The 20,469-nt window shown below is 50.0% G+C and carries 18 protein-coding genes; 11 read left to right on the forward strand and 7 right to left on the reverse strand.

Annotated elements, in window-relative coordinates; genetic code table 11:
- Positions 1–7 precede the first annotated feature (7 nt).
- The 3 genes from AC0YNW_RS15805 to AC0YNW_RS15815 all read left to right on the forward strand — a co-directional run bounded on the left by AC0YNW_RS15805 (position 8) and on the right by AC0YNW_RS15815 (position 2,478).
- Complete coding sequence (locus tag AC0YNW_RS15805) at positions 8–382, forward strand: hypothetical protein (RefSeq protein ID WP_475832750.1); 375 nt, start codon at positions 8–10, stop codon at positions 380–382.
- Between the two features lie 3 nt (positions 383–385).
- Entirely contained in the window at positions 386–565 is a 180-nt protein-coding gene (locus AC0YNW_RS15810) for a hypothetical protein (protein ID WP_475832751.1), read from the forward strand.
- Positions 566–1,488: 923 nt separating this feature from the next.
- A complete protein-coding gene (locus tag AC0YNW_RS15815; RefSeq protein ID WP_475832752.1) occupies positions 1,489–2,478 on the forward strand; it encodes a hypothetical protein in 990 nt (329 codons plus the stop codon).
- Between the two features lie 44 nt (positions 2,479–2,522).
- Here AC0YNW_RS15815 and AC0YNW_RS15820 read toward each other — a convergent pair whose 3' ends face one another.
- The gene (locus tag AC0YNW_RS15820) at positions 2,523–3,281 is read right to left on the reverse strand and encodes a hypothetical protein (protein ID WP_475832753.1); all 759 of its coding nucleotides are present in this window, start codon (positions 3,279–3,281) and stop codon (positions 2,523–2,525) included.
- Between the two features lie 595 nt (positions 3,282–3,876).
- On the opposite strand from AC0YNW_RS15820, the gene AC0YNW_RS15825 reads away from it, so the two are divergent.
- The 4 genes from AC0YNW_RS15825 to AC0YNW_RS15840 all read left to right on the forward strand — a co-directional run bounded on the left by AC0YNW_RS15825 (position 3,877) and on the right by AC0YNW_RS15840 (position 8,918).
- On the forward strand, positions 3,877–4,872 hold the full coding sequence (locus tag AC0YNW_RS15825; protein ID WP_475832754.1) for a cell wall hydrolase: 996 nt from the start codon (positions 3,877–3,879) through the stop codon (positions 4,870–4,872).
- A gap of 193 nt (positions 4,873–5,065) precedes the next feature.
- A complete protein-coding gene (locus tag AC0YNW_RS15830; RefSeq protein WP_475832755.1) occupies positions 5,066–5,614 on the forward strand; it encodes an STM3941 family protein in 549 nt (182 codons plus the stop codon).
- Positions 5,615–5,618: 4 nt separating this feature from the next.
- Positions 5,619–8,009: a transglutaminase domain-containing protein gene (locus AC0YNW_RS15835; protein ID WP_475832756.1), complete on the forward strand. Its 2,391-nt coding sequence runs from the start codon at positions 5,619–5,621 to the stop codon at positions 8,007–8,009.
- Between the two features lie 117 nt (positions 8,010–8,126).
- Complete coding sequence (locus tag AC0YNW_RS15840; protein WP_475832757.1) at positions 8,127–8,918, forward strand: TetR/AcrR family transcriptional regulator; 792 nt, start codon at positions 8,127–8,129, stop codon at positions 8,916–8,918.
- A gap of 67 nt (positions 8,919–8,985) precedes the next feature.
- On the opposite strand, the gene AC0YNW_RS15845 is transcribed toward AC0YNW_RS15840, so the two are convergent.
- The 5 genes from AC0YNW_RS15845 to AC0YNW_RS15865 all read right to left on the reverse strand — a co-directional run bounded on the left by AC0YNW_RS15845 (position 8,986) and on the right by AC0YNW_RS15865 (position 13,232).
- The gene (locus AC0YNW_RS15845) at positions 8,986–9,738 is read right to left on the reverse strand and encodes a haloacid dehalogenase-like hydrolase (RefSeq protein ID WP_475832758.1); all 753 of its coding nucleotides are present in this window, start codon (positions 9,736–9,738) and stop codon (positions 8,986–8,988) included.
- Positions 9,739–9,995: 257 nt separating this feature from the next.
- On the reverse strand, positions 9,996–10,784 hold the full coding sequence (locus tag AC0YNW_RS15850) for an ABC transporter permease (RefSeq protein WP_475832759.1): 789 nt from the start codon (positions 10,782–10,784) through the stop codon (positions 9,996–9,998).
- Positions 10,781–11,677, reverse strand: coding sequence for an ATP-binding cassette domain-containing protein (locus AC0YNW_RS15855; RefSeq protein ID WP_475832760.1), 897 nt, complete (start codon positions 11,675–11,677; stop codon positions 10,781–10,783). Before AC0YNW_RS15855 ends, AC0YNW_RS15850 begins: the two co-directional genes overlap by 4 nt.
- A 191-nt stretch (positions 11,678–11,868) precedes the next feature.
- Positions 11,869–12,588: an NAD-dependent protein deacylase gene (locus AC0YNW_RS15860; RefSeq protein WP_475832761.1), complete on the reverse strand. Its 720-nt coding sequence runs from the start codon at positions 12,586–12,588 to the stop codon at positions 11,869–11,871.
- An 89-nt stretch (positions 12,589–12,677) separates the two neighbouring features.
- The gene (locus AC0YNW_RS15865; protein WP_475832762.1) at positions 12,678–13,232 is read right to left on the reverse strand and encodes a CGNR zinc finger domain-containing protein; all 555 of its coding nucleotides are present in this window, start codon (positions 13,230–13,232) and stop codon (positions 12,678–12,680) included.
- Positions 13,233–13,379: 147 nt separating this feature from the next.
- Between AC0YNW_RS15865 and AC0YNW_RS15870 the strand changes: the two genes are divergently transcribed.
- The 4 genes from AC0YNW_RS15870 (at position 13,380) to AC0YNW_RS15885 (ending at position 17,601) form a co-directional block, all read left to right on the forward strand.
- Positions 13,380–13,859, forward strand: a complete 480-nt coding sequence (locus tag AC0YNW_RS15870) for a DinB family protein (RefSeq protein ID WP_475832763.1) — start codon at positions 13,380–13,382, stop codon at positions 13,857–13,859.
- Between the two features lie 245 nt (positions 13,860–14,104).
- Positions 14,105–15,799: a dihydroxy-acid dehydratase gene (gene ilvD / locus AC0YNW_RS15875; RefSeq protein WP_475832764.1), complete on the forward strand. Its 1,695-nt coding sequence runs from the start codon at positions 14,105–14,107 to the stop codon at positions 15,797–15,799.
- A 116-nt stretch (positions 15,800–15,915) separates the two neighbouring features.
- Positions 15,916–16,881, forward strand: coding sequence for a helix-turn-helix transcriptional regulator (locus tag AC0YNW_RS15880; protein WP_475832765.1), 966 nt, complete (start codon positions 15,916–15,918; stop codon positions 16,879–16,881).
- A gap of 96 nt (positions 16,882–16,977) precedes the next feature.
- Positions 16,978–17,601 (forward strand): GyrI-like domain-containing protein, encoded by a 624-nt coding sequence (locus tag AC0YNW_RS15885; protein WP_475832766.1) that lies wholly within the window; start codon positions 16,978–16,980, stop codon positions 17,599–17,601.
- Positions 17,602–17,926: 325 nt separating this feature from the next.
- Here the strand turns inward: AC0YNW_RS15885 and AC0YNW_RS15890 are convergent, their stop codons facing one another.
- Positions 17,927–20,398 (reverse strand): alpha/beta hydrolase-fold protein, encoded by a 2,472-nt coding sequence (locus AC0YNW_RS15890; protein ID WP_475832767.1) that lies wholly within the window; start codon positions 20,396–20,398, stop codon positions 17,927–17,929.
- Positions 20,399–20,469: the final 71 nt, after the last annotated feature.

Below are 20,469 nucleotides of genomic sequence, written 5' to 3' on the forward strand. Positions count from 1 at the left end.
ATGTGTTATGAAATATTCCCTGAATTTATTCGGTTATACGATTGAATGCAAATTAACATTTTCAGATCAGCATATGAAGATAGAGATTAATGAGGAAGATCAGGCATCGCTGCGGTCATATTTACTGCGTGTTTTAATTAAATACGGTGTTGAACCTAAAACAACAGACTCTTTGGAGCAGTTGGTTTCCTATGCTATAGAAATTGAGAAGGGTATGAATGGACATCTAAGTGAGCCTAAATTGAAACTTCCGTATGAGTTTCAACCTGAAATTAAGGAAAAACTTATTGAAGCAGCCGAATTGCAAGATATGTCCGCGACCCAATTGCTTATCCGCTTAGTAGAGAGAAAATATCAAAGTGTTTTTGGAAAGGAAGAATAATGAATGGCTTATGGAAATAAAGTAAAATTTCATTACGATATACCTGTTTATATAAAGGCGCAACTTGCTGCATCAGCCAAAAAAATGAATATGACTGCAACTGAGCTTCTCTCTAAAACAATAGAAGAAGAATACATTCGAGTAAAAGCCATTCAGGTTGAAGCGAAGCGGGACCTTAATTAATTCTCAAGTTCAATTGTCATATTGTGCAGTTTTCGAATCGTTGAAAGGGACATGCTTTCATATGTATAATCTTGCCGAAAACTGTCTGTAATAAAATAATGGCATACCATGTAATTTTCATGAATGTTTTGCTCAATTAAATAAAATAGAATCTGATACTCGTTCACTTGTATATCATAATAATATTGCGATGTGGGATCCGCTTGTATCAATTCGAGAATAGCTTGTCTCATTTGAGTTGGAAGCTGGTTTCCTAATTCATTTAGACTAAACTCTGAATGCATTTCTTTATAATTTTTTGTCAATTTAGATCAACCCCTCACTTTAATTGTTGTAAGTGTATACATCAGCCTCCCAGTTTTTACTACTCATTTTCCCAACAAATTAAAAACAGAACATACATCCCTATTTTAATTCTGTTTTCCTAAAACCTCAATATGATCAATATTATTCCAGTGGTAATAATGAGGGGTCGGATGGACCCCTTGAAAATTAAATATATGGAAATGTTCACTATCTATTATACGTTGTTTTTAATAATATTGTTTCAATTATCTTACTAAACTATAAATCAATGGAATTTGAAGAGTGTAAGCATGCTTGTATCGGATGATCACCATTTAATGGATCAACTTGATACAAGGAACGATATAGCTTCCGAAGTTCTTGCAATTGCACAGATAGTTCTAATCCAAATTTATAGAAGATTTCCTGGTCTTGTGTGGGTATATCTTCGCATAAACAGCTAGCATATGCGATAACTGACCTGTGAGCAGCTTGAATGCTCTTAAGTAGTTTTTCTCGACAGGGTGAGTTCATCCTGATATCCCTCCATAAACATGCTTTTTTTGAGTTCAAATAAGCAACTTTTTCTTTACACTTTACGTCAAATAATTATAAAAATGGAAAGGGGTGTATGGATTATGAAGGAATTGCGAGCTTTTTTATCTGCCGTTACTATAGCTGTCATTATTTCTGGTTGTGCGGCTCAAACCAATTCATCAACTCCGCCTCAAAGTACTGATCCATCTTCAGTACCTGTAACCCCAACAGTAAACCGACCAACCGATGAAAAGAGAGAGATTATGGAGCCAATAATCCTTTATGAGCTGAGTCCAGAGCAATTTGAGAAAAAAACAAGTGAAATTCCAAACTATAATAAAGGGAAAATTACCTACTTGACGGACGCGGGCGTGAAAAGCTTTAACGAGGGCCATAGCGTCACCTGGAGCGATCCGCTTATTAGTACCTTGTTGCAGATTTCCAATCTAATTCCCATTGATTATTCGACTGATAAGACCATTGACGAGCAGTTAGCCAAACTTGGGGGAGGGTATCTACAAAAAAACGTTTCGTTGAAAACCGCGACTGATATTGTATTTACGAAACACCCTACAAATATGGGTACTAATGAAACGATTGTTGAAGTACAAGTTCCCAAATGGGGCACTTACACTGTGGCGCTGAGAAATGGCCAGGACTCGGATATTCAAATTATACAAAAAATCGTATTTCAAAAAGCTGATGATTTTCAATCTGACTTAGCCGCTAAACCTCTTATTATTTTTGAACTATCCGATGAGGTATTAAAGAGCAACTATTCAGAAATCCCGTACTATGCAAGAGGTGAAATCGGATATGTGACGAAAGAAGAAATTCAAAGTGTAAATGAAGGCCATTCTCCTTGGAAATCTACCCCCGTATTGACGGTAGAAGCTATGGCAACCAATTTGATACCGGATGAAATTAAGTCGAGCGAGTACAAAGTTGAGGTAATGGATGCCGGAACACCGGATGAAACAGCATTAATTGAAGTGCAAGTGCCTCATCTTGGCACATATGTTTTTACTGTGAAGTTTGCAAAAAACAGCCCGATTTGTTTTATTTCTCGAATAGAGCTTCGGCCTGATTAACGTTGATTAGAAAGGAACCAAGTTGCCTTGGTTCCTTTTTTGCTTTACGAGAAGCGCCAAACGCCATTTGTCAGCGTGCTACTTGAACCAATTGCACTCAATACCGTTGAACTTACATCAAGAATAGCGCCATTAACGGTATAATCGGTACCTCCTGCTGGACATGTACAGAGGGCGCAGCGTTTTTTACCTTTATTTTGTTGTGCCCAAGGAATAGTGCCTGTACTCCAGTAAGTATCGGAGCTGCAATTGCGATAAGGTACCCAAGGTCCGACATCCCAAACTTTGGCCGTAGTAGCCTGATTGTTGTTCATGTTGGCAACAACAAGGTTCTTGCCACATAGTCCTGTTGCAGGCAGTGCAGCAAAGTTGGCTGGTAGATTAGGAAAACCACAAGCTGGAGCGTTCCCTGTCAAGGGAATGCTGAAGGTAGAAATGTCTCCGCGGAACCAAACACCAACGTTCATTGAGAATGTTTTTCCATCATCATCAACTAGCGTGATTTTTCGGAAAGAACTTTCATTATAAACGGAAGATATCGTTGCGGAAATTCCACTAAACCCGGTATCACCGGCAGATCGAGACGTACCGCCGATTAAGAAGGCTGTATCGCTTGTAGGAGAGTTAGCGTAAGCTCTGATGTTTCCTTTATACGTGGAATCGACATAGCCGCCTGGTAGCCGTGGCTGAATACTAATATTAAATGATTGTCTTGCAATGACACTAGCAGGATGGGAACTTTCTGCCGGAACGGCTTTGCTAATGCCGATAAACAGATACGTGTTTGGATTATTAATTGGCATGATTACTTCCTCCTTTGATTTTATATTACGTAACGTATAGTTACGCAATATTGATAGTCATACTTCTACGGGGAATTTCAATGAACGAAGCGTTCCCTTGCGCTTGTTCATTTACTCAAAGTAGTGACACTTGTATAATAACATGTGGGGTATCGTTACGCAATATAAATTTTCAATTGTGTAAAACAAGAGGAGAATTGATAAAAGAATGTGAATGATGGGCGTAGCTCAAAGTTCTGTACGTGGAAAGCGGGAAGAAATGCACGACATCAAGCTGCACTCCACAAGGCAGCTTCATGATAAGTTATTCGACAACCTTTACCTGTACCAGTTCGAACTGAATCTTTGCGATTCTTATCTACTTTCTATAGATTAAACGAACGCAGGTTTCGATTGATTAAACAATACTGAAGCTTAGCTATATCGCTTTTTCCGATTAATGGGACAAGAAGTCGTCTGTTTTTTCGAAAAATGGACGCAAAAACGGCCAATTCTGTGAAAACGTTAATCCTGTAAGCGCTTAGAGCTGTGATATAATCTGCGAAGAGCATGGATAACAGGTTCCGCACGGTTCCAATTGAAACGGGAGGTTACTATGATCAGAAGAAGCATGCCGATGGGCAGGCGCACGCTTATGGTATTCATTGCGATGCTGCTGCTTTGCGTCGGACCGCTTTCGGTCGCGGCGGCGGATCTACCGCAGGTTGCGAAGGGCATTACAATCAAACTTGATGGCGAAGCAGTGGACATAAAAGAACCGGTACGCAAGCAAGAGGGACGGATTTACTTGCCCGTTGCGCGAGTGGCAGAGATGTTCGGCGCGAAAGTGAAATGGGATAAGAAGAACGAAGAAGCAACGATACATACTTTATTAGGCGATACGATTGTACTCGGCAACGAAGTGCCAACAGTGTACTTCAATGAAGGACGCTACAAGCTGGAGGAGACGCCATTCCTGGCTGACGGCAAACTGTACATTCCACTGCGCTATGTAGCAGAGCTGCTTCACGCCACAGTGAAGTGGGATGCAGAGGCGGATACAGCAGAGCTGACGACTGTTGAGCCTGCTATTGTTGCCGCGGACTACGGGCTGGCCGAGATCGCCAAGGAAACCGGACAGGGCAAGGCGAAGCTGCTGGAGCGCAATGGTCTGGATGCGAAGGATGAGATCAAGGCCGGTACGAAGCTGCGCGTGGTGATGCCTTCTGTACTGAAGCACAAAGCAAAGGCGTTTACGGAAGAGGACATGACGCTACTGGCGAAGATTACGCAGGTCGAGGCTGGCAATGAGTCGTATGAAGGTCAACTGGCTGTCGCCAATGTCATCCTCAATCGGGTGAAGGATGCGCGCTTTCCGAATACGGTGAAGGGCGTAATCTACTCCGGTAAGCAATTCCCGCCGGCGCATAACGGGATGCTCGATAAGAGCAAGCCGAATGCAAGCGTGCTTCGTGCCGCCAAGGATGCCTTGAATGGCAAGAACAACGTGGAAGATGCCGTCTACTTCTTCAATCCGAAGGTGTCCAAAGGCGAATTTTGGTCCAGTCTGGACGTTATTGTGACGATCGGGCATCATAGCTTTGCGAAGTAGAATGAATGGTTAAGAAGCTCTGGGAGATTAGTTAAACTAATCCCCCAGAGCTTTTTTGTGCGTCCTTTGTTCTATCATTCGAGGGTGAATCCCCCTTAATTCCCGAAAATTGTCGAAAAAACCTTTGAATTCATAGGAAATATATGCTAGTCTCGTTCATGGGTATATGGTCATAGATAAAGGAGAGTTGAGCATGGGTGAGGTTAGTTATTACAGAAAACGCGGTCGACTGATCGGGATGTCCATTTTCGGTATTGCTGGGACGGCGGTCGGAATATTTTTGGTTAGTGTGGCTTTCGGCAATAGCAATATGGTTCTGGGATTGGTAGGCGGGCTCATGGCCATTGCCCTGGCAGGTGTTGCGATTCATAACTTGAGGATTTTGTTGGCTGCGTCTCCGGTACTTACTCTGTCTGAGAAGGGGATTCTTGATCATTCCACGTACATGTCCGGGGGACTGATCAAGTGGGAGGAGATTGAGCATATCGGCATTGCTCAGCTGCAGGGCTGGGTATTCCTCGTCATTCATACGTATGATCGGAACCTCATTATTAATCGCTACGGCGGGTTCAAGAAGTTCCTGATTCTCTTTAACAAGGGATTGAGTGACGGGCAAGTACATATTCCATTCCGATTGCTCGCTTGCGAGCCGGAAGAATTGCTAGAGAATGTAGCGAAATTCTATGAGCTCAAGGGTCAAGACGATACATCGCTGAATGTCTATCAACCAACAGGAGGTTAACCGATTGAGGAAATTATTCTATTTATTATTGGCATTAAGCATTCTATTAACGGCATGCAAAGCCAGCGAGAACGGCGAGTCGGCGACGGCGCCGGAGAGTACGAAAGCTGCTGAGACAGAGGTTGCTTCCGGCGCTACCGTACTGGACTTGAAGAAGAAATACGGCTCGGAACAAGACAAGGCGATTATGCCTATTTATAATGTGGAGCAGGATAAGGAATTCATTTTTGATTTTAATTTTGAACTTTCTGATGCAGGTCTTTCCATGAAAGAATTGGTCTCCGTACATACGGACCAGAAGGCCCTTCCGGAGAGCGAGATCATGGCTTCGGTCTGGGATAATGTGAAGGAACAAATGACGATTGAGGAATTGTCGGATGGCGTAACGAGTGTATCCGTCAAACCTTTCTCGGCCATCTTGCCGACAGATACGATGAAACAGAGCAGCACTTCGGTATGGGGCGGAGCTCCTAACTACTATATTCGTATCAACTATGATATGGATGCGACAACAGCGACGAAGCTGGAGAAGCCAATCATTATTCCATTTACGGTGAAATCGGATTTGCCTGTCCCGACTCTTCAATATGACATTGATTCAACAGGCCGCCTCATGCTGTCCTGGAATGAGGTGGAGGGTGCAGAGAGCTACCGTGTCTATCAGCGCTCGAAGCCGGTGCTGTTGGCCCAAGCCAATCTGCCGCAGAGCAGCGCAGAGGAAGGTTATGTAGGTTTTAATCCAAGAGTGGTTGCTGAGGTGACCGAGACGCAGTTCAATGACTTTATGCTGGATGGCGACGGCGGCTTGCTGATGACCGAGGCGCTGGACGAAATCAACTTTTTTATTACGGCTCAGAACCGGATGGTCGAAGGAGAATATTATGTTACCGCTGTTGCGGGCGACAAGGAGTCGGGCTTCAGCAAGCCGGTAAATACCATTCCATTATCCAAACGTCTGCCGACAAAGATGACTGAAAGTATTGTCTATCAAAGCTACGCGACGGTCAAGGACTTGCCGGAGACGGTTGATGTGATGTATATCGACGGATCGATCGCGCCGCGGCGAATGAACTATTGGACAGAGGATGCTGTCATTAAAAGCGATGGATCGGCAGTTATCAAACATACGATCGACGGTACCGCCTTCGTCGGATTCATCATCGTAAATTCGATTACGAAGGAACAATTAGGCGCCTTGTCCGAGAGAACGGAGAAGGAAGCGAACGGCTATGTGCCGCCGAGCAATACGACCGATCACGTACCGGATCCGACGGTTCCGACGATTATTACAGACACGCCTTCTGCGGATGACGAGGTTTCGGTTGTTACGGCCCAGAAGGAAAATACGGACAAGACCGTCGAGGAAGGGAATGCCCAAGCGGTCACGGTGCCTGCAGTAGTGGCGGATGTCCCGGTCAATGCCGATTCGGCTCTAGAGGAATATTTGGCTCTTGGCTTGATTGACGGACAGGACAAGCTGTCGCTGAAGGCGTTCCCGGAGGCGCAAAACTTTGATACCTTAACCGATGTGCTCGAAAAGGTCATCTATCAGAATCCGATGATTCTGGGCGTTAAGCAATATGCCTACAACTATAAGACGCTTACGTTGTTCATTGGTTATGAAGATGACCGCGAGACGATTGCCCGCAAGCAGCAGGAGATCGTAGCAGAAGCAGCCCAACTCGTCACGACAATCTTCAAGGTTGGCATGTCGGAGCAAGAGAAGCATCTGGCTTTATATGAATATTTGAATGACAATACTGTCTATGACGATGCCGCCCTCGAGGATGCGGAGAATAACGAGTTTAAGACGGTTGATCCGAAATTCAACGATTCTTTTACAACCTATGGCATTATGGTGAAAAAAGTAGGCGTATGCGCGTCCTATGCCTCTACGTATAAGATGCTGAGCGATCTTGCCGGCCTGGAATCCGTTGTTGTCACCGGTGATATGAACGGTGTGCCGCATGCCTGGAATAAGGCGAAGATCGGCGGCTCATGGGTTCATGTGGATTCGACCAACAACGCGACGAATTCAGGTATTCCGTATTTGCTCTATGGCTCCAGCGACGACACGGCCACCGCTTTGAATTTCTATCTGGACGAAGGTTATTGGCTGGATCATGAGCTGGACCAATTCGAATCAACGGATGATTCAATGGATTATTATGTGGTGAACGGTCTGGAGGTTGATTCCCCGAATAAATTTACGAGCAAAGTAGCTGAACTGTTAAAGAGCGGAGACGATGACCTCATCGTAGTTCGTATGACGGAAACGTTGTCGGATAATGAATTGAAGGATTCCTTGATCACGGCTTTCGATCAGGCTGCTATTACCGATCTATTCAATGTTCGGATTGGCTCGCTCGGCACGTACTATATGATTCAGCGTTAGATTGCCGCCGATTCCTTCTGGCGTGCGGCCTATGGTATACTGTTTGCGACATACACGATTAGCGGCAAGCGGTTGTGAATAGGGCGTACGGTCTGATTTGGATGGAGGAGCAATGCTATGTCTGACGGCAATTCAATAGATCCTAATGATGAAGTGTTCAAAAACTTGCCAGGCGGCGTGACCCTGAGTTGGGGCATTGTGAAGAAACCTAGCAGGGGGCCGAAGGGTGAGCTTAGCATTCCCCAGATTGTCGGGGCTGCGATCGAGATTGCGGATCGCGAAGGCCTCACGGCCTTATCCATGGGTAAGATTGCAAAGTCGCTTGGGTTTACGACGATGTCCTTATACCGATACGTCACCAGCAAAAACGACCTTCTGCTTCTTATGCAGGACGCCGTATGCGATATTCCTGTGCCGGAAGAGAGCGCTGATCGGGATTGGCGCGAAGAGATGCGTGAGTATGTCAGAGCTTGTGTGGGCATATTCCGGGACCATCCCTGGTATAGCGATATTACGATTCGCAATGTGCCGTTGACGCCTAACACGCTGAAGCTGATCGACTGGACGCTGCGCATGATGCGAGACTTCCCGCTCAATGATTATGAGAAAATGTCCTTTGTGCTCCTGCTGAACAGCTACGCCAGGGCATGCGGCCTCATCGAGCGGGATAAGGATGTTGTGATTAAGGAAGGCGACAGTCTGGACGCGTTCAGCGGATCGATCTACACAGCTGGTCTGAAGGCACTCGTCAAGGAGGAGGACTACCCTCATCTGTATCCGGTTGTGATGGCGGGCGCCTATACAGAAGAAGCTGATAATCCGGTCGGCGACGATCTTGCATTCGGACTGGAGCGTATACTTGACGGCATCGAGCAGTATATTGAGATAAAGAAGACACTGAGTGAATAGAAGCAAAAAACAGCGATTCGTGCAGGGGCGAATCGCTGTTTTTTTAATATGGAAGGAGTAAGTGGTTTTAGGATGGAACATTTTTGGCATGCGTGCGGTTGTCTGCATGGTCTTGCTCGTGATGAACTAGGGTGCCGGGTACACGGATGTATGTGCCTCCGATTTTTTTCATCCAGGAGAGTGGGCGATTTTCTATGACAATAGAGTATGCCGCATGCTGAAGCACAGGCAGATCATGCTTGGAGTCTGCGACGGCAAGCAGGGATTCGGATGGGTAACGTTCGGCGTGATTCTTTTTGAAATCGCGGAGTTGATCCAGTCCTACCTGTGCGGCTGTCCCGTTCTGCAAGATAGGCAGACACAGGTATTCCACGCCATAACGCTGCGCCATTCGTTTCACGACGGGTTCGATATTGGTGGACAGAAGAATGACAGTAATGTTGTTTTTCTGCAAATAAGGAATGAGCTGATGCGTGTAGGAAATAAGCCGCGTGCGGCATTTCTCTTGGACAAGCTGTTCAGAAGCTTGGTCGATCTGCTCCGGGGAGAAAATCCGGAACCGCCGGTAAAATGCCCGCTGGAACCATTCCCGGTTCATCGCATCCAGAAGCAGGTAGAGGGGCGCCCAGAATGCAGCGAAGCCTGTAAGCCATAGCCGCCACGACCAAGCAGACTTGAAGCTGTTCTTGCGCATGCGCAGGTATAGCTCGGCAATGTTGGCTTTCACAAGTGTATTGTCGACATCAATCAGAGCGTGCTTCACGTCATTTTGAATCCATTGATCAAGCTCGGGTGTATAGGTATTCAATTCGTTGTCCACGTTCGGCATTCTCCCTCTATTCTCATCATTTGGTATGGTAAATTTTATATATTAGTTTGAGTGAGAGCGGTTTGTCTGTCAACCAGATACGGTCGATTTCTAATTAGAGTCATGGAGGGGCAGACAGCAGGGATACTTCGATAGAGTCAATCGAGCAAAATACGACGCAAATAAGGCCGCACGCCGCACCGATATAATCATGAAGCGGTAGTGGCAGACGGCCCTTTTATAATGGACAGGGGAGATCGGAATTGTGCTTAGCGGCGGCCCGATCTCATGCGGAAGGCGATAGCGCACCAGATGAGGGAAAGGAGCAGGATGCCTGCACACCAGAGCAACGCGAGCCACCCATTATTCCCGATGGGTCCGCCAATGAGCAACGCTCGAAGCGCCTCGATGACCGGCGTAATGGGCTGGTGGTTCGCAAAGCCCTGCAGCCAGGATGGCATCGTATCGGTCGGGACGAAAGCGCTTGACAGGTAAGGAAGGAACAGGAGTACAAAGCCGTATCCGCTGGCGGCTGCGGGGCTTCCCGTGACGAGGCCGATCGCTGCGAACAGCCACGTATAGGTCAAGATGAACAAGACGATCAGCCCAAGCGCAATCACCCAGTCGCTTAAGCCCGCCACAGGCTGGAAGCCGAGCAGGAGGGCGACGCCGACCACGATACATGTCGCCAGCATATTGCGGACGACGCTTGCGACGACATGCCCGGTCACGACACTGACAGCCCAAATCGGCATCGTTCGGAAGCGGTCGATGATGCCGTTCGTCATATCTGTCGCTACATCGACGGCGGTGCTGGATGATCCGTATCCGGCGCATAACAGGATAATGCCGGGAACGACATAGGTGACATAGTGTCCCGTCGTATCAATTGCTCCCCCGAATACATAGGTGAACAGCAGCATAAGAAACACAGGGAGTATAATCGCCATCAGTAGAGACTCCACGTTGCGCAGGCTATGGCGAAGGCTTCTCCCGATAAAGACGAGATTGGTTGTGATGATCGTTGGTGATTTTTGCACAGATTCGGCCGTATTCATGAGATGGAGGCCTCCTTCGTTTCGGTTTTGGTTGCGGTCAAGGCAAGGAAGACGTCATCCATGCTTGGCTTCCGAATCGAGATTTTGGTATCGGGGTTGAAAGCATGCGCGGCGCTGTTCAGCACCTGTTTGACATCGGCAAGCCCTCCGGTAGTCGGATAGGAGCCGATTAGCTCATCTTGAGCATTGCGCAATTCGATGACCTCGCCACCTACCCGCGACTTCAGCTCATCTGCTGTTCCAGATGCCACGATACGCCCTCCGTGAATGACCGCGATTTCGTCGGCCAGTTCATCGACTTCCTCCAAGTACTGCGTCGTCAGAAATACGGTGATGCCCTGCTGCTTGAGGCCGAGAATCATCTCCCAGAGCGTGCGTCGGCTAATGGTATCCAGACCGGTCGTAGGTTCATCAAGGAAAATCACCGGACGATGTGTAACGAGGCTGATCGCCAGATCAAGCCGCCGGCGCATGCCGCCGGAATAGGCTTTCGCTCGTTTGGAAGCGGCGTCTTCCAGATCGAATTGCTTCAGAAGCTCATTGGTTCTGGCATTGGCTCCAGAGGTCGATAAGCCGGATAACCTGCACATCATGCGCAGGTTTTCCGCGCCCGTCAGCAATTCATCCACAGCAGCGAATTGTCCCGTTAAGCTGATGGAGCGCTTGACTTCCTTTTGCTCGAACTCGACATCGAACCCTGCTACCTTTACCCTACCTTCGTCCAGCTTGGTCAAGGTGGATAGAATATGAATGAGCGTTGTTTTGCCTGCACCGTTAGGTCCGAGCAGGGCGAAGATGGTGCCAGCGGGCACGGTAAGATTAACGCCTTTCAGAATTGCCGCTTTGCCGAATGATTTGACTAAACCTTTCACTTCAATCGCATTTCTGGTCAAGTGTGTTCACCTCTGTTTAAATTGTATATAATATAAACAGTATATGAAGCACACGATATATTCACCTCGTTCTTGAGACTGAACTTTAACGGGCCGCTCGGATGAGATTGCATAAGCAAAGCCCCTGCGTCGGCCAATGTGATTGGCTGCTGCGGGGGCTTCATTGTGAGGCTTGAAAGTCGATATTTGCATTACCAAGATGCCTGAACAGCGCGGAACGTCTCCACGATGTCCCCATGAACAACGATATCGAACAAGCCGTCCAGCTCAGTCGCTTCACGGTTCAGAAGGGCTCGGCGGCCCTTGCTGTAGCGTGGCAATTCCTTAACGGGATAAACCTTTAACGACGTTCCGATCGCAAGGAACAGATCGGCTTTGGAGGCTTCCTCGAAGGCTTCCTCCAGATGCTTTACCATTCCCTCGAATAACACGACATCCGGTTTTAAAATAAACCCGTCCTTGTCACAGCGCGGAATCTCCTCGCTGACCAGATGCTCCAGGCCGTAGACTGTGCGGCATTTCGGACAATGGGCGGTATGGATGGAGCCGTGCACATCCAGGATGCGGCGGCTGCCTGCTTTGCTGTGCAGGCCGTCGACATTTTGAGTGATGATGGTCACTTCTTTGCCCGCTTGCTCCAGTTCGCGCAGAAACAGATGGCCGAGATTAGGCTCATACTGCTCAATCGCATGGAAGTGGAAGATTGTTTTGAAGTGTGTCCAAAAGGATTTGGGATGCCGATGATAGTAGGTCTCCGACAGAATCGCCTCGACATCCAGCTCTTGATCATATAGTCCGCCGCGGGACCGGAAGTCTGGTATGCCGCTTGCCGTACTGATGCCGGCGCCGGTCAGGACGGCGATACGCTTCGATTGCTTAAGCGCTTCTGTCAATTGCTCAGTAGAATGCATGAGTAATCACCTCATTTGATAGCATGATGGATTCTTATTTAGCTATGAGTGAGCGTCCAGGTATTTACGCTTGATGTCATGATGCAGCTTTACTTAGACTCGGTCTTCTTCCGTTCCCGGAATCGCCTCACCTTCATGAGATTGCCGCACATCTTGTCATCACAAAATCGTTTGGAGCGGTTGCGCGTGTCGTCCAGAAACACCCAATTGCAGTTGCTGTTCTCGCATATCCGGATTCGATTGCCTTGTCCGTCAGCCAACGTCTGCGCGAAGCTGGCAGCCACTTCGGACAGTAAGCTCTTCCATGTATGCTCTTGCGGCAGCCAGACGATTCGAATGGTCTCATCGTCTTGTCTCATTTCGCGGGTAGCTGCGCTTTGCTCCAGTTTTTCATTCACCGCACTGATCATCTCGCTAGTCACGGTCGTGTCCCTGGATAATTGGATGGCGAATTGCCGTAATTGATCTCTGAATCGCTGAATCGTCACCATATCCTCTGCTGGAATGGGCACTGGAGCGTGAAGCTCCCAGCTTTCCAGGAGGGCCGCCTGCCATTCCGGCTTCAGCAGCCGGTCCTCCGAATGACCGTCGCCCCTCCAGTCATGCCATAAACTATTGGCGAAATCGGTCCATAGCTCGTCCATACTTGATGACCTCCAACTTATTCAAAAGATGTAACCGTCTAAATCGAATTAGATAGTTGCAATCGTAATTCACATATGATACCTTCTCATTGTAACGTTCGAATTCGCGATTAGCTAGTTACAATTTTGAGAGGAGCTGACAAGCGGATGGGGTTGAGCAAAGTCGAGTTATTGCTGCTGCAGAGAGAGCAAGCGTGGAGCAAAGAGGAATGGATAGTACCGCTGGCTGTTGCACTGGAAGGACTGACGGCGAAGGTTGCGGCTTGGGAACCTGAGGGAGGCGGCAATTCCATATGGCAGACGCTGCTCCATATTAATTATTACAACGAGGATCTATTATATCGGCTGAGAGACGAACCTTTGGGCCCTAGGGTTACCAATAAAGCTACATTTGGCTCTACAGGCCAGCCAGACGACGAGGCGGGCTGGCAGGCTGTGGTAGCCAGGACGCACGAGCTTGCGGAAGGGTTGCGGGAGACGATTGCAGCGTTGTCCGATGAGGATCTGGAGAAGCCATTCGCTTCCACGACAATCGGTCAGGAGTTGTCCATATGGCTGCTGCATGACGCGTATCATAGCGGCCAGATTGTATTGATTCGAAGACAGCTGGGAGCGTGGCGCCAGTAGATTTAACCGGATATTTGTTATATGAGGCAAGACGGCTCTCCGACAATCGGAGAGCCGTCTTGTTATGATCATTTTCCGGGATATTCCCACTCCAGGTTTATCGATTCCATGGATTAACACTATTTTTCTTTGTCAAAACTACACATCAGAACATCCCATAGAAATTAACATTGAATTCTGCATCCATATGCGATATATTGCATATTACAAGAGTGCTGGCGATTAAATACGGAGGAGTGATGGATATGACAGGCAAAAAGGATCTGAGAATTCGGAGCAAGGTTATCAGCGAAGGCGTCAATCGGATGCCGAACAGAGCGATGCTGCGTGCTGTCGGGTTTACGGATGAGGATTTCAAGAAGCCCATGATCGGCGTAGCGAGTACATGGAGCGAGGTTACCCCTTGCAATATGCATATTAACGAGTTGGCTGTTCGGGCAAAGGCTGGGCTTGCCCGGCATGGAGGCGCACCGCTGATCTTCAATACGATTACCGTATCGGACGGCATTTCGATGGGGCATGAAGGCATGACCTATTCGCTTCCGAGCCGCGAGGCGATTGCCGATTCCATTGAAATTGTCACTGGTGCCGAACGGTTCGACGGACTAGTGGCGATTGGCGGCTGCGACAAGAATACACCGGCTTGTCTCATGGCGATTGGGCGACTGAACGTACCGTCGGTCTATGTCTACGGCGGGACGATACAGCCGGGCAAGCTGGACGGGAAACCGGTTGATATCGTAAGCGCCTTTGAGGCGGTCGGACAATACCATGACGGCAAAATGACGGAGAAGGAGCTTCACAAAGTGGAATGCAGCGTTTGTCCTGGGCCGGGCGCATGCGGCGGCATGTATACCGCCAATACGATGGCTGCCGCAGCCGAAGCGATGGGCATGAGCCTTCCCGGCTCTGCCTCGACGCCAGCTATCGCGGCGCGCAAGGCAGAGGAGTGCGAGGAAGCGGGAGCGGCAGTCATCTCTCTGCTGGAGCAGGGCATCTATCCGCGAGACATTATGACCAAAAAGGCATTCGAAAACGCGATTACTGTCGTCATGGCGCTTGGGGGTTCTACGAATGCGTTCCTTCATCTGATCGCCATCGCCCATTCTGCGGGTGTGGAGCTGACGTATGACGATTTTGAGCGCATTCGGGTGAAGGTTCCGCATCTGGCGGACTTGAAGCCAAGCGGCCAATATGTCATGCAGGATTTGAACGATGCAGGCGGTGTGACGGGTGTGATGAAGCTGCTGCTGGAGCAGGGACTGCTGCATGGCGACTGCATGACCGTCACAGGCCGGACATTAGCGGAGAATTTGGCGGCAAGCGAGCCGCTCCATGAGGGCCAGAACATCATCCGTCCGTTCCATGACCCGCTCAAACCAAACGGGCCGTTGGTTGTTCTTCGCGGCAATCTTGCGCCGGATGGAGCGATTGCGAAGATGTCGGGGATGAAGAAGCTGCGCTTCACCGGACCTGCCAAAGTGTATGACAGCGAGGAAGCCGCTACAGAAGCGATTGTACGAGATGAAATTCAGCGCGGCGATGTGCTGGTCATCCGCTATTGCGGGCCGAAGGGCGGACCGGGCATGCCGGAGATGCTGTCGGTAACGGCGTTGATTGTCGGCAAAGGCTTGAGCGGCGAGGTGGCCCTCTTGACCGACGGCCGATTCTCCGGCGGCTCCCATGGATTTGTCATCGGGCATGTCGCGCCGGAAGCGCAGGTTGGCGGGCCGATTGCGCTATTGCGCACCGGGGATAGGATCACAATAGACAGCGAGACACAACGGATTGACTTTGACGTAACGGATGAAGAGCTGAATCGGCGCAGGAAAACATGGGTGCAGCCGCCGCTGAAGCGCACGTCCGGCGCGCTGGCGAAGTATGCGCGGCTTGTATCCTCGGCGAGCAAAGGCGCAGTTACCGACTTGGCGGAGTTGTAACCCGGCATCGCTTATGCTAGGCCGAGCGGCATGCTATACTTTCCTTATTCCCGGGTAAAGGACGGATGTTATGACTCGATTCAAGCTGGCAATTTTACGAGAAAGCCCCTTCTATTATGGTTAAGCTGGATTATTTGCTTTCCGTCTTATGGCTCCTTAGCTCCAGGAGTCGGGTTACAGCGGAGCAGATCGCTGAGGAATTGGAAGTAAGCGTTCGAACCGTATACCGGTATATTGACGCGCTCAGCATGAGCGGTGTTCCTGTTGTTGCTGAAGCAGGGCATGGCGGGGGCTATAGTCTGCCAAGCAGCTTTGCCAGCATGCCGCTATTCTTTGATACCAACGAACTGAAGGCGATGGCGCATGGCGTCTTGCTGGCGCAGCAGGCTCACTATCCTTATTCGGATTCACTCATGCGATCACTCGATAAAATCAGACATCGCCTGAATGATTCGCAGCTGGAGGAACTGGAGCGGAGCACGGCCGGTATTGAAGTGGATGAGCCAGACAAGGCAGATGGCTTACAGCGCGTGCTGGATGTGCTGGATCAAGCCATTATGGATGGCAAAACGCTGTCGATTGGCTATGCAAAAGCAGATGGATTGTCGCCGAGCCCACGGCAAATCGACCCTTATGGCCTGTTGTATCGGCATGGCCGATGGTACGTCATTGCTTATTGCCATAACCGGGAGTCGATCCGGGTGTTCAGAGGGGATCGCATCAGTGGGGTGTCACCTGCCGGGAGCGGCTTTATGCGCCCGGCATCCTTTTCAGCGAAGGCATATTTGGCGAACTATCTGGCTGTATCCGAACAACATGCTGGCGAGAAGGTCCAGGTTATCGTAAAGGCGAACAATGAAATGTTGAGCGCGATTTGCAATCAGTGGTATTTGAAGCATAGCGCTGAGATTGAACGGGGAGAAGGAGTGGCAAGCCTGCTGATGGCGGAGGAAGCGATGCTGGGTTATATGCCCCATATGCTTCTCTCGTTCGGCAAGGGGGTAGAGGTTGTACAGCCTCTTTCTTTGAAGAACGCACTAATCAAACTTGCCAAAGAGTTGGTTCAGCATCATGAATCGTAAATGGATCTGCCAGCCCGACAGCTTCCCTGACAGCCATCTTGTCAGGGAAGCTGTTGTATAGTAGCTACATCTGATACAGAGGGGTGATGGATCGACATGATGAATGGAGAGAAGCTGGATTTGGCGAAAAGGGACAAGCTCTATTACACGGCATCGCTTGAGCCGAGGCTTGTCCATTTTCCGGAGCTGAATTATGTGGCATTAGAAGGGCAGGGAGATCCCAATGGCGAACGATTCCGGGAGTCGACCGAAGCGCTCTACACGGTTGCTTATGGCGTCAAAGGCCTTTGCAAGAGCGAGCAAGCCGATTTTACGGTAGCCAAGCTGGAGGGGCTGTGGTGGGTCGATTCGGATGCCCCTGATCCGCTGACTGTCCCGCGCGAGGAATGGCGCTGGCGGATTATGATTCGCATGCCGGACTTTGTTACAGCCGAGAAGGTAACAAGCGCGAGACATGCAGCCGCCAAGAAGAAGCCTGCGTTAGCTGGGCTGATTCAGTCTGTGGCCTACCTTCCTATTCATGAAGGCGATTGCGTGCAAATCATGCATATCGGGCCTTACAGCGAGGAACCGGCAACGCTGGAGCGCATGGATACCTATATGAGCGAGCATGGACTGACGGGTAACGGGCTGCATCATGAAATTTATTTGTCCGATCCGCGGAGGAGCGCTCCTTCAACGAGGAAAACCATATTGCGGCTGCCTGTTAGAAAAATCTGATGAAAGCTGGCAAGACGTGAGCGCCATACGCAACCTTTTCCTTCCATTGTTGCGTCTGTTAGGCAAGAGGTGATAGAGGATGGCGAAGAAACTGGCGCTGCTGGCGTTAATGCTTGTCCGTTCATTCCTATGACAATATGCCGTGATTCCTCTAGGCATGGTTGGCTTCGCCGCCTACGGCGTAATTCGTATTCGTGCGGTGAGAAGAAGAAGTTAGCAGATCGCATAATGGTTATTCCAAAAAGAAAGCCCGCTCGTATGACGTCGCGCAATTGGGACGGAAACGAGGGGCTTTCGTTTTTTGGTGCGGATTATGGCAAAGGGATTACTTTACCATCCCAAGCAGACGGTTCAGAATAACGGCGGCATGCGCTCTTGTCGCTTGAATGCCGGGACCGAAAGCTCCGTCCGGGTAGCCTTGAAGCAGCCCAAGCTCCGTCGTTTGCTTAACGGCGGCCAGCGCCCAGGCGCTAATTTGCGCCTCATCCTCGAAGCTAGCAGCTGAGCCGGGCTTCGGTGTAGAGCCGATTGCTTCAAGCGCACGCATGGTGAATACGGCCATCTCTTCGCGGGTAATTGATTTATCCGGCCAGAACTTGCCGTCGCCGTTGCCCTGCGCGATTCCTGCCTTCATAGCTGTAGCGATCGCTTGCGCATACCAGGCATCCTTAGGTACATCGAAGAACGAGTCGGCATTCGCCGCATCCGTGGTTAGATTAAGTGCCCGGACGAGCAGTGTCGCAAATTCAGCACGCGTGACGTTAGCTTCCGGTGCGAAGAGGCCCTCTCCGCGGCCGTTCACAATCGCTTTGGCTGCAAGTGCTACAATATCGGCTTTGGCCCAATGCTTCTCAATATCCTTGAAGCCCCCCACTCCAGCTTGCAGGCCATTCTTGAACAGATACGACAGGCCTTGCTCGAAGCCGTCCGCCCATACGTTCATGGAGTGGCCTCCGTTCACGATGCGCAGCTCAGCCGGGCTGCCGGGGACATCCTCCCATTTCTCAAATGGATAGCCGAACACATTCGACCGGTGAAGCTGCTGATACAGCGACACGGCTTGCATTTCCATGTTGTAGCGGTTGGCATCTTTCGGCAAATCCTCTTGTTCGCTGAGATGGTTCCAATCGTCATCGCCTGCGATAATGTACATTGGCACTGGCAGCTTTTTCGTCGCGTAAGCCTTCAACGCTTGCGGGTAATTCAGCTCCGCCCAGCGCGCCGGATCGAACGGCTCGCCGAAGGAGCCGCGTTCCACAGCACCCGACGTCGCAGGAGCTTCGCCGTCTTGAATCGCCGGGCTCAGCAAGGCAGCGCCGCCGAACAGCTCCGGATAGACGAGAGAATAGCGAAGCGCGCCGTATCCGCCCATGGAGAAACCGACCAGCCCGCGTCCTTCGCGGGATGCAAGGGTAGGGTAGTTGTCGTCTATGAGAGGGATAAGATCCTCTATAACAGCAGACTCGACATCTCCGAACTTGCCCGAATCGACCCAGTAGCTGTTGCCTGTGACAGGCGCTACCGCAATGACGGGCGGGATCTTCTTGGCTTCAATCATCGAATCGAGAATCGGCCAGAATTTATCCCAGCTCGTCTCCGTTCCGCCGCTGCCATGCAGCAGGTACATGACCGGATAGCGGGTTATCGCATCTTCGTTATAGCCATTCGGCAAGTAGAGCCGGTAGCTTAGCTCGGTCCCAATCGTGCCGTCTGCGTTGCCGGCTAGGCTATCCAGCTTTGCCGTCTCGGTTGTAACGGTGCCTTGGCGCATAGGCGCGTAGGCTTCCGCTTTGTAGGAAGGACTAAGTTCAGCGCTCTCCGGCTTGCCCATCATATATCGGAGGCCGTCCCGGAAGCCGGTCAGCCACAGGTCCGTATCATGGCCGCCATCGATAATGCGAAGCTCGGCAGGGCTGCCCGGCACGTCTTCCCATTTCTCGAAAGGCAGTCCGAACAGATTCTTCCGGTGCAGCTCCTGGTATAGCAGGGCGGCTTGCACCTCCATATTGTATTTATAGGCATCCGCAGGCAGGTCTTCCTTCTCGCTCAGATGGTTCCAATCATCATCCCCGGCGAAAATATAGACAGGCACACGATGAGGCTGCTTCACATAGCTTTCGATCGCCGTTGGATAATTGTTGGCTGTCCAGAGCGACGGGTCATACGGATCGCCGAACGAACCGCGCTCCACAGCGCCGGAAGTTACAGGAGGCTCATTCTTCTGAATAGCCGGACTGAGCAGCGTTACGGCTCCGAACAGGTCGGGGTAGGCCATCCCATAACGCAGCGCGCCATAACCGCCCATAGAGTAGCCCATGAGAAACCGTCCGCTGCGTTCTGCAATCGTGTTATGCTCGTTGTCGATCTTGGCGATCAGATCCTTCGTGACCGCTGATTCATATGCGCCGAACTTGTCGGAATCGACCCAATAGCTGTTGCCAGAAGCGGGAGCTACGGCAATGACCGGATCGATGGAACCGCTTTCAATCATGTCATCAAGCGTGCCCCAGAAATCGTCCCAGCCCTTTTCGTCTCCCCAGCTGCCATGAAGCAGATAGAGGACAGGATATCCTTCCTTGCGGTTTTCATCATAGCCTTTCGGAAGATAGAGCTTGTAAGTCAGTTCATCGTTGCCGGGCATACGGTCGCGGGTCAGCGCATCCGAGGCGAACGTGACGACTTCCGTCGTACGGCCAGTCTGTCCTGCGGCTTGCGCAGGGTTAACCTGGCCGACAACGGTGAACGTCATGACGGCTGCCAATAGCGTAGCCGCGAGCTTCTTCTTGCTGCGATACATGAACATCCCTCCAGTTGGCATTGTGGCATAATTGGGTCACCCAATTGTCCGATTACTATACTAATATGACG

This window comes from Paenibacillus sp. J31R120, from assembly GCF_056269225.1.

What these genes read in the sequence shown, in the direction of transcription:
- AC0YNW_RS15830 (WP_475832755.1), top strand. Translation starts at nt 5,066, where the DNA reads ATGGGTGAGGTTAGTTATTACAGAAAACGCGGTCGACTGATCGGGATG.
- AC0YNW_RS15840 (WP_475832757.1), top strand. Translation starts at nt 8,127, where the DNA reads ATGTCTGACGGCAATTCAATAGATCCTAATGATGAAGTGTTCAAAAAC.
- AC0YNW_RS15820 (WP_475832753.1), bottom strand. Translation starts at nt 3,281, where the DNA reads ATGCCAATTAATAATCCAAACACGTATCTGTTTATCGGCATTAGCAAA.
- AC0YNW_RS15860 (WP_475832761.1), bottom strand. Translation starts at nt 12,588, where the DNA reads ATGCATTCTACTGAGCAATTGACAGAAGCGCTTAAGCAATCGAAGCGT.
- AC0YNW_RS15850 (WP_475832759.1), bottom strand. Translation starts at nt 10,784, where the DNA reads ATGAATACGGCCGAATCTGTGCAAAAATCACCAACGATCATCACAACC.
- AC0YNW_RS15805 (WP_475832750.1), top strand. Translation starts at nt 8, where the DNA reads ATGAAATATTCCCTGAATTTATTCGGTTATACGATTGAATGCAAATTA.
- AC0YNW_RS15825 (WP_475832754.1), top strand. Translation starts at nt 3,877, where the DNA reads ATGATCAGAAGAAGCATGCCGATGGGCAGGCGCACGCTTATGGTATTC.
- AC0YNW_RS15890 (WP_475832767.1), bottom strand. Translation starts at nt 20,398, where the DNA reads ATGTATCGCAGCAAGAAGAAGCTCGCGGCTACGCTATTGGCAGCCGTC.
- AC0YNW_RS15885 (WP_475832766.1), top strand. Translation starts at nt 16,978, where the DNA reads ATGATGAATGGAGAGAAGCTGGATTTGGCGAAAAGGGACAAGCTCTAT.
- AC0YNW_RS15870 (WP_475832763.1), top strand. Translation starts at nt 13,380, where the DNA reads ATGGGGTTGAGCAAAGTCGAGTTATTGCTGCTGCAGAGAGAGCAAGCG.
- AC0YNW_RS15810 (WP_475832751.1), top strand. Translation starts at nt 386, where the DNA reads ATGGCTTATGGAAATAAAGTAAAATTTCATTACGATATACCTGTTTAT.
- AC0YNW_RS15880 (WP_475832765.1), top strand. Translation starts at nt 15,916, where the DNA reads ATGGTTAAGCTGGATTATTTGCTTTCCGTCTTATGGCTCCTTAGCTCC.
- AC0YNW_RS15865 (WP_475832762.1), bottom strand. Translation starts at nt 13,232, where the DNA reads ATGGACGAGCTATGGACCGATTTCGCCAATAGTTTATGGCATGACTGG.
- ilvD (WP_475832764.1), top strand. Translation starts at nt 14,105, where the DNA reads ATGACAGGCAAAAAGGATCTGAGAATTCGGAGCAAGGTTATCAGCGAA.
- AC0YNW_RS15815 (WP_475832752.1), top strand. Translation starts at nt 1,489, where the DNA reads ATGAAGGAATTGCGAGCTTTTTTATCTGCCGTTACTATAGCTGTCATT.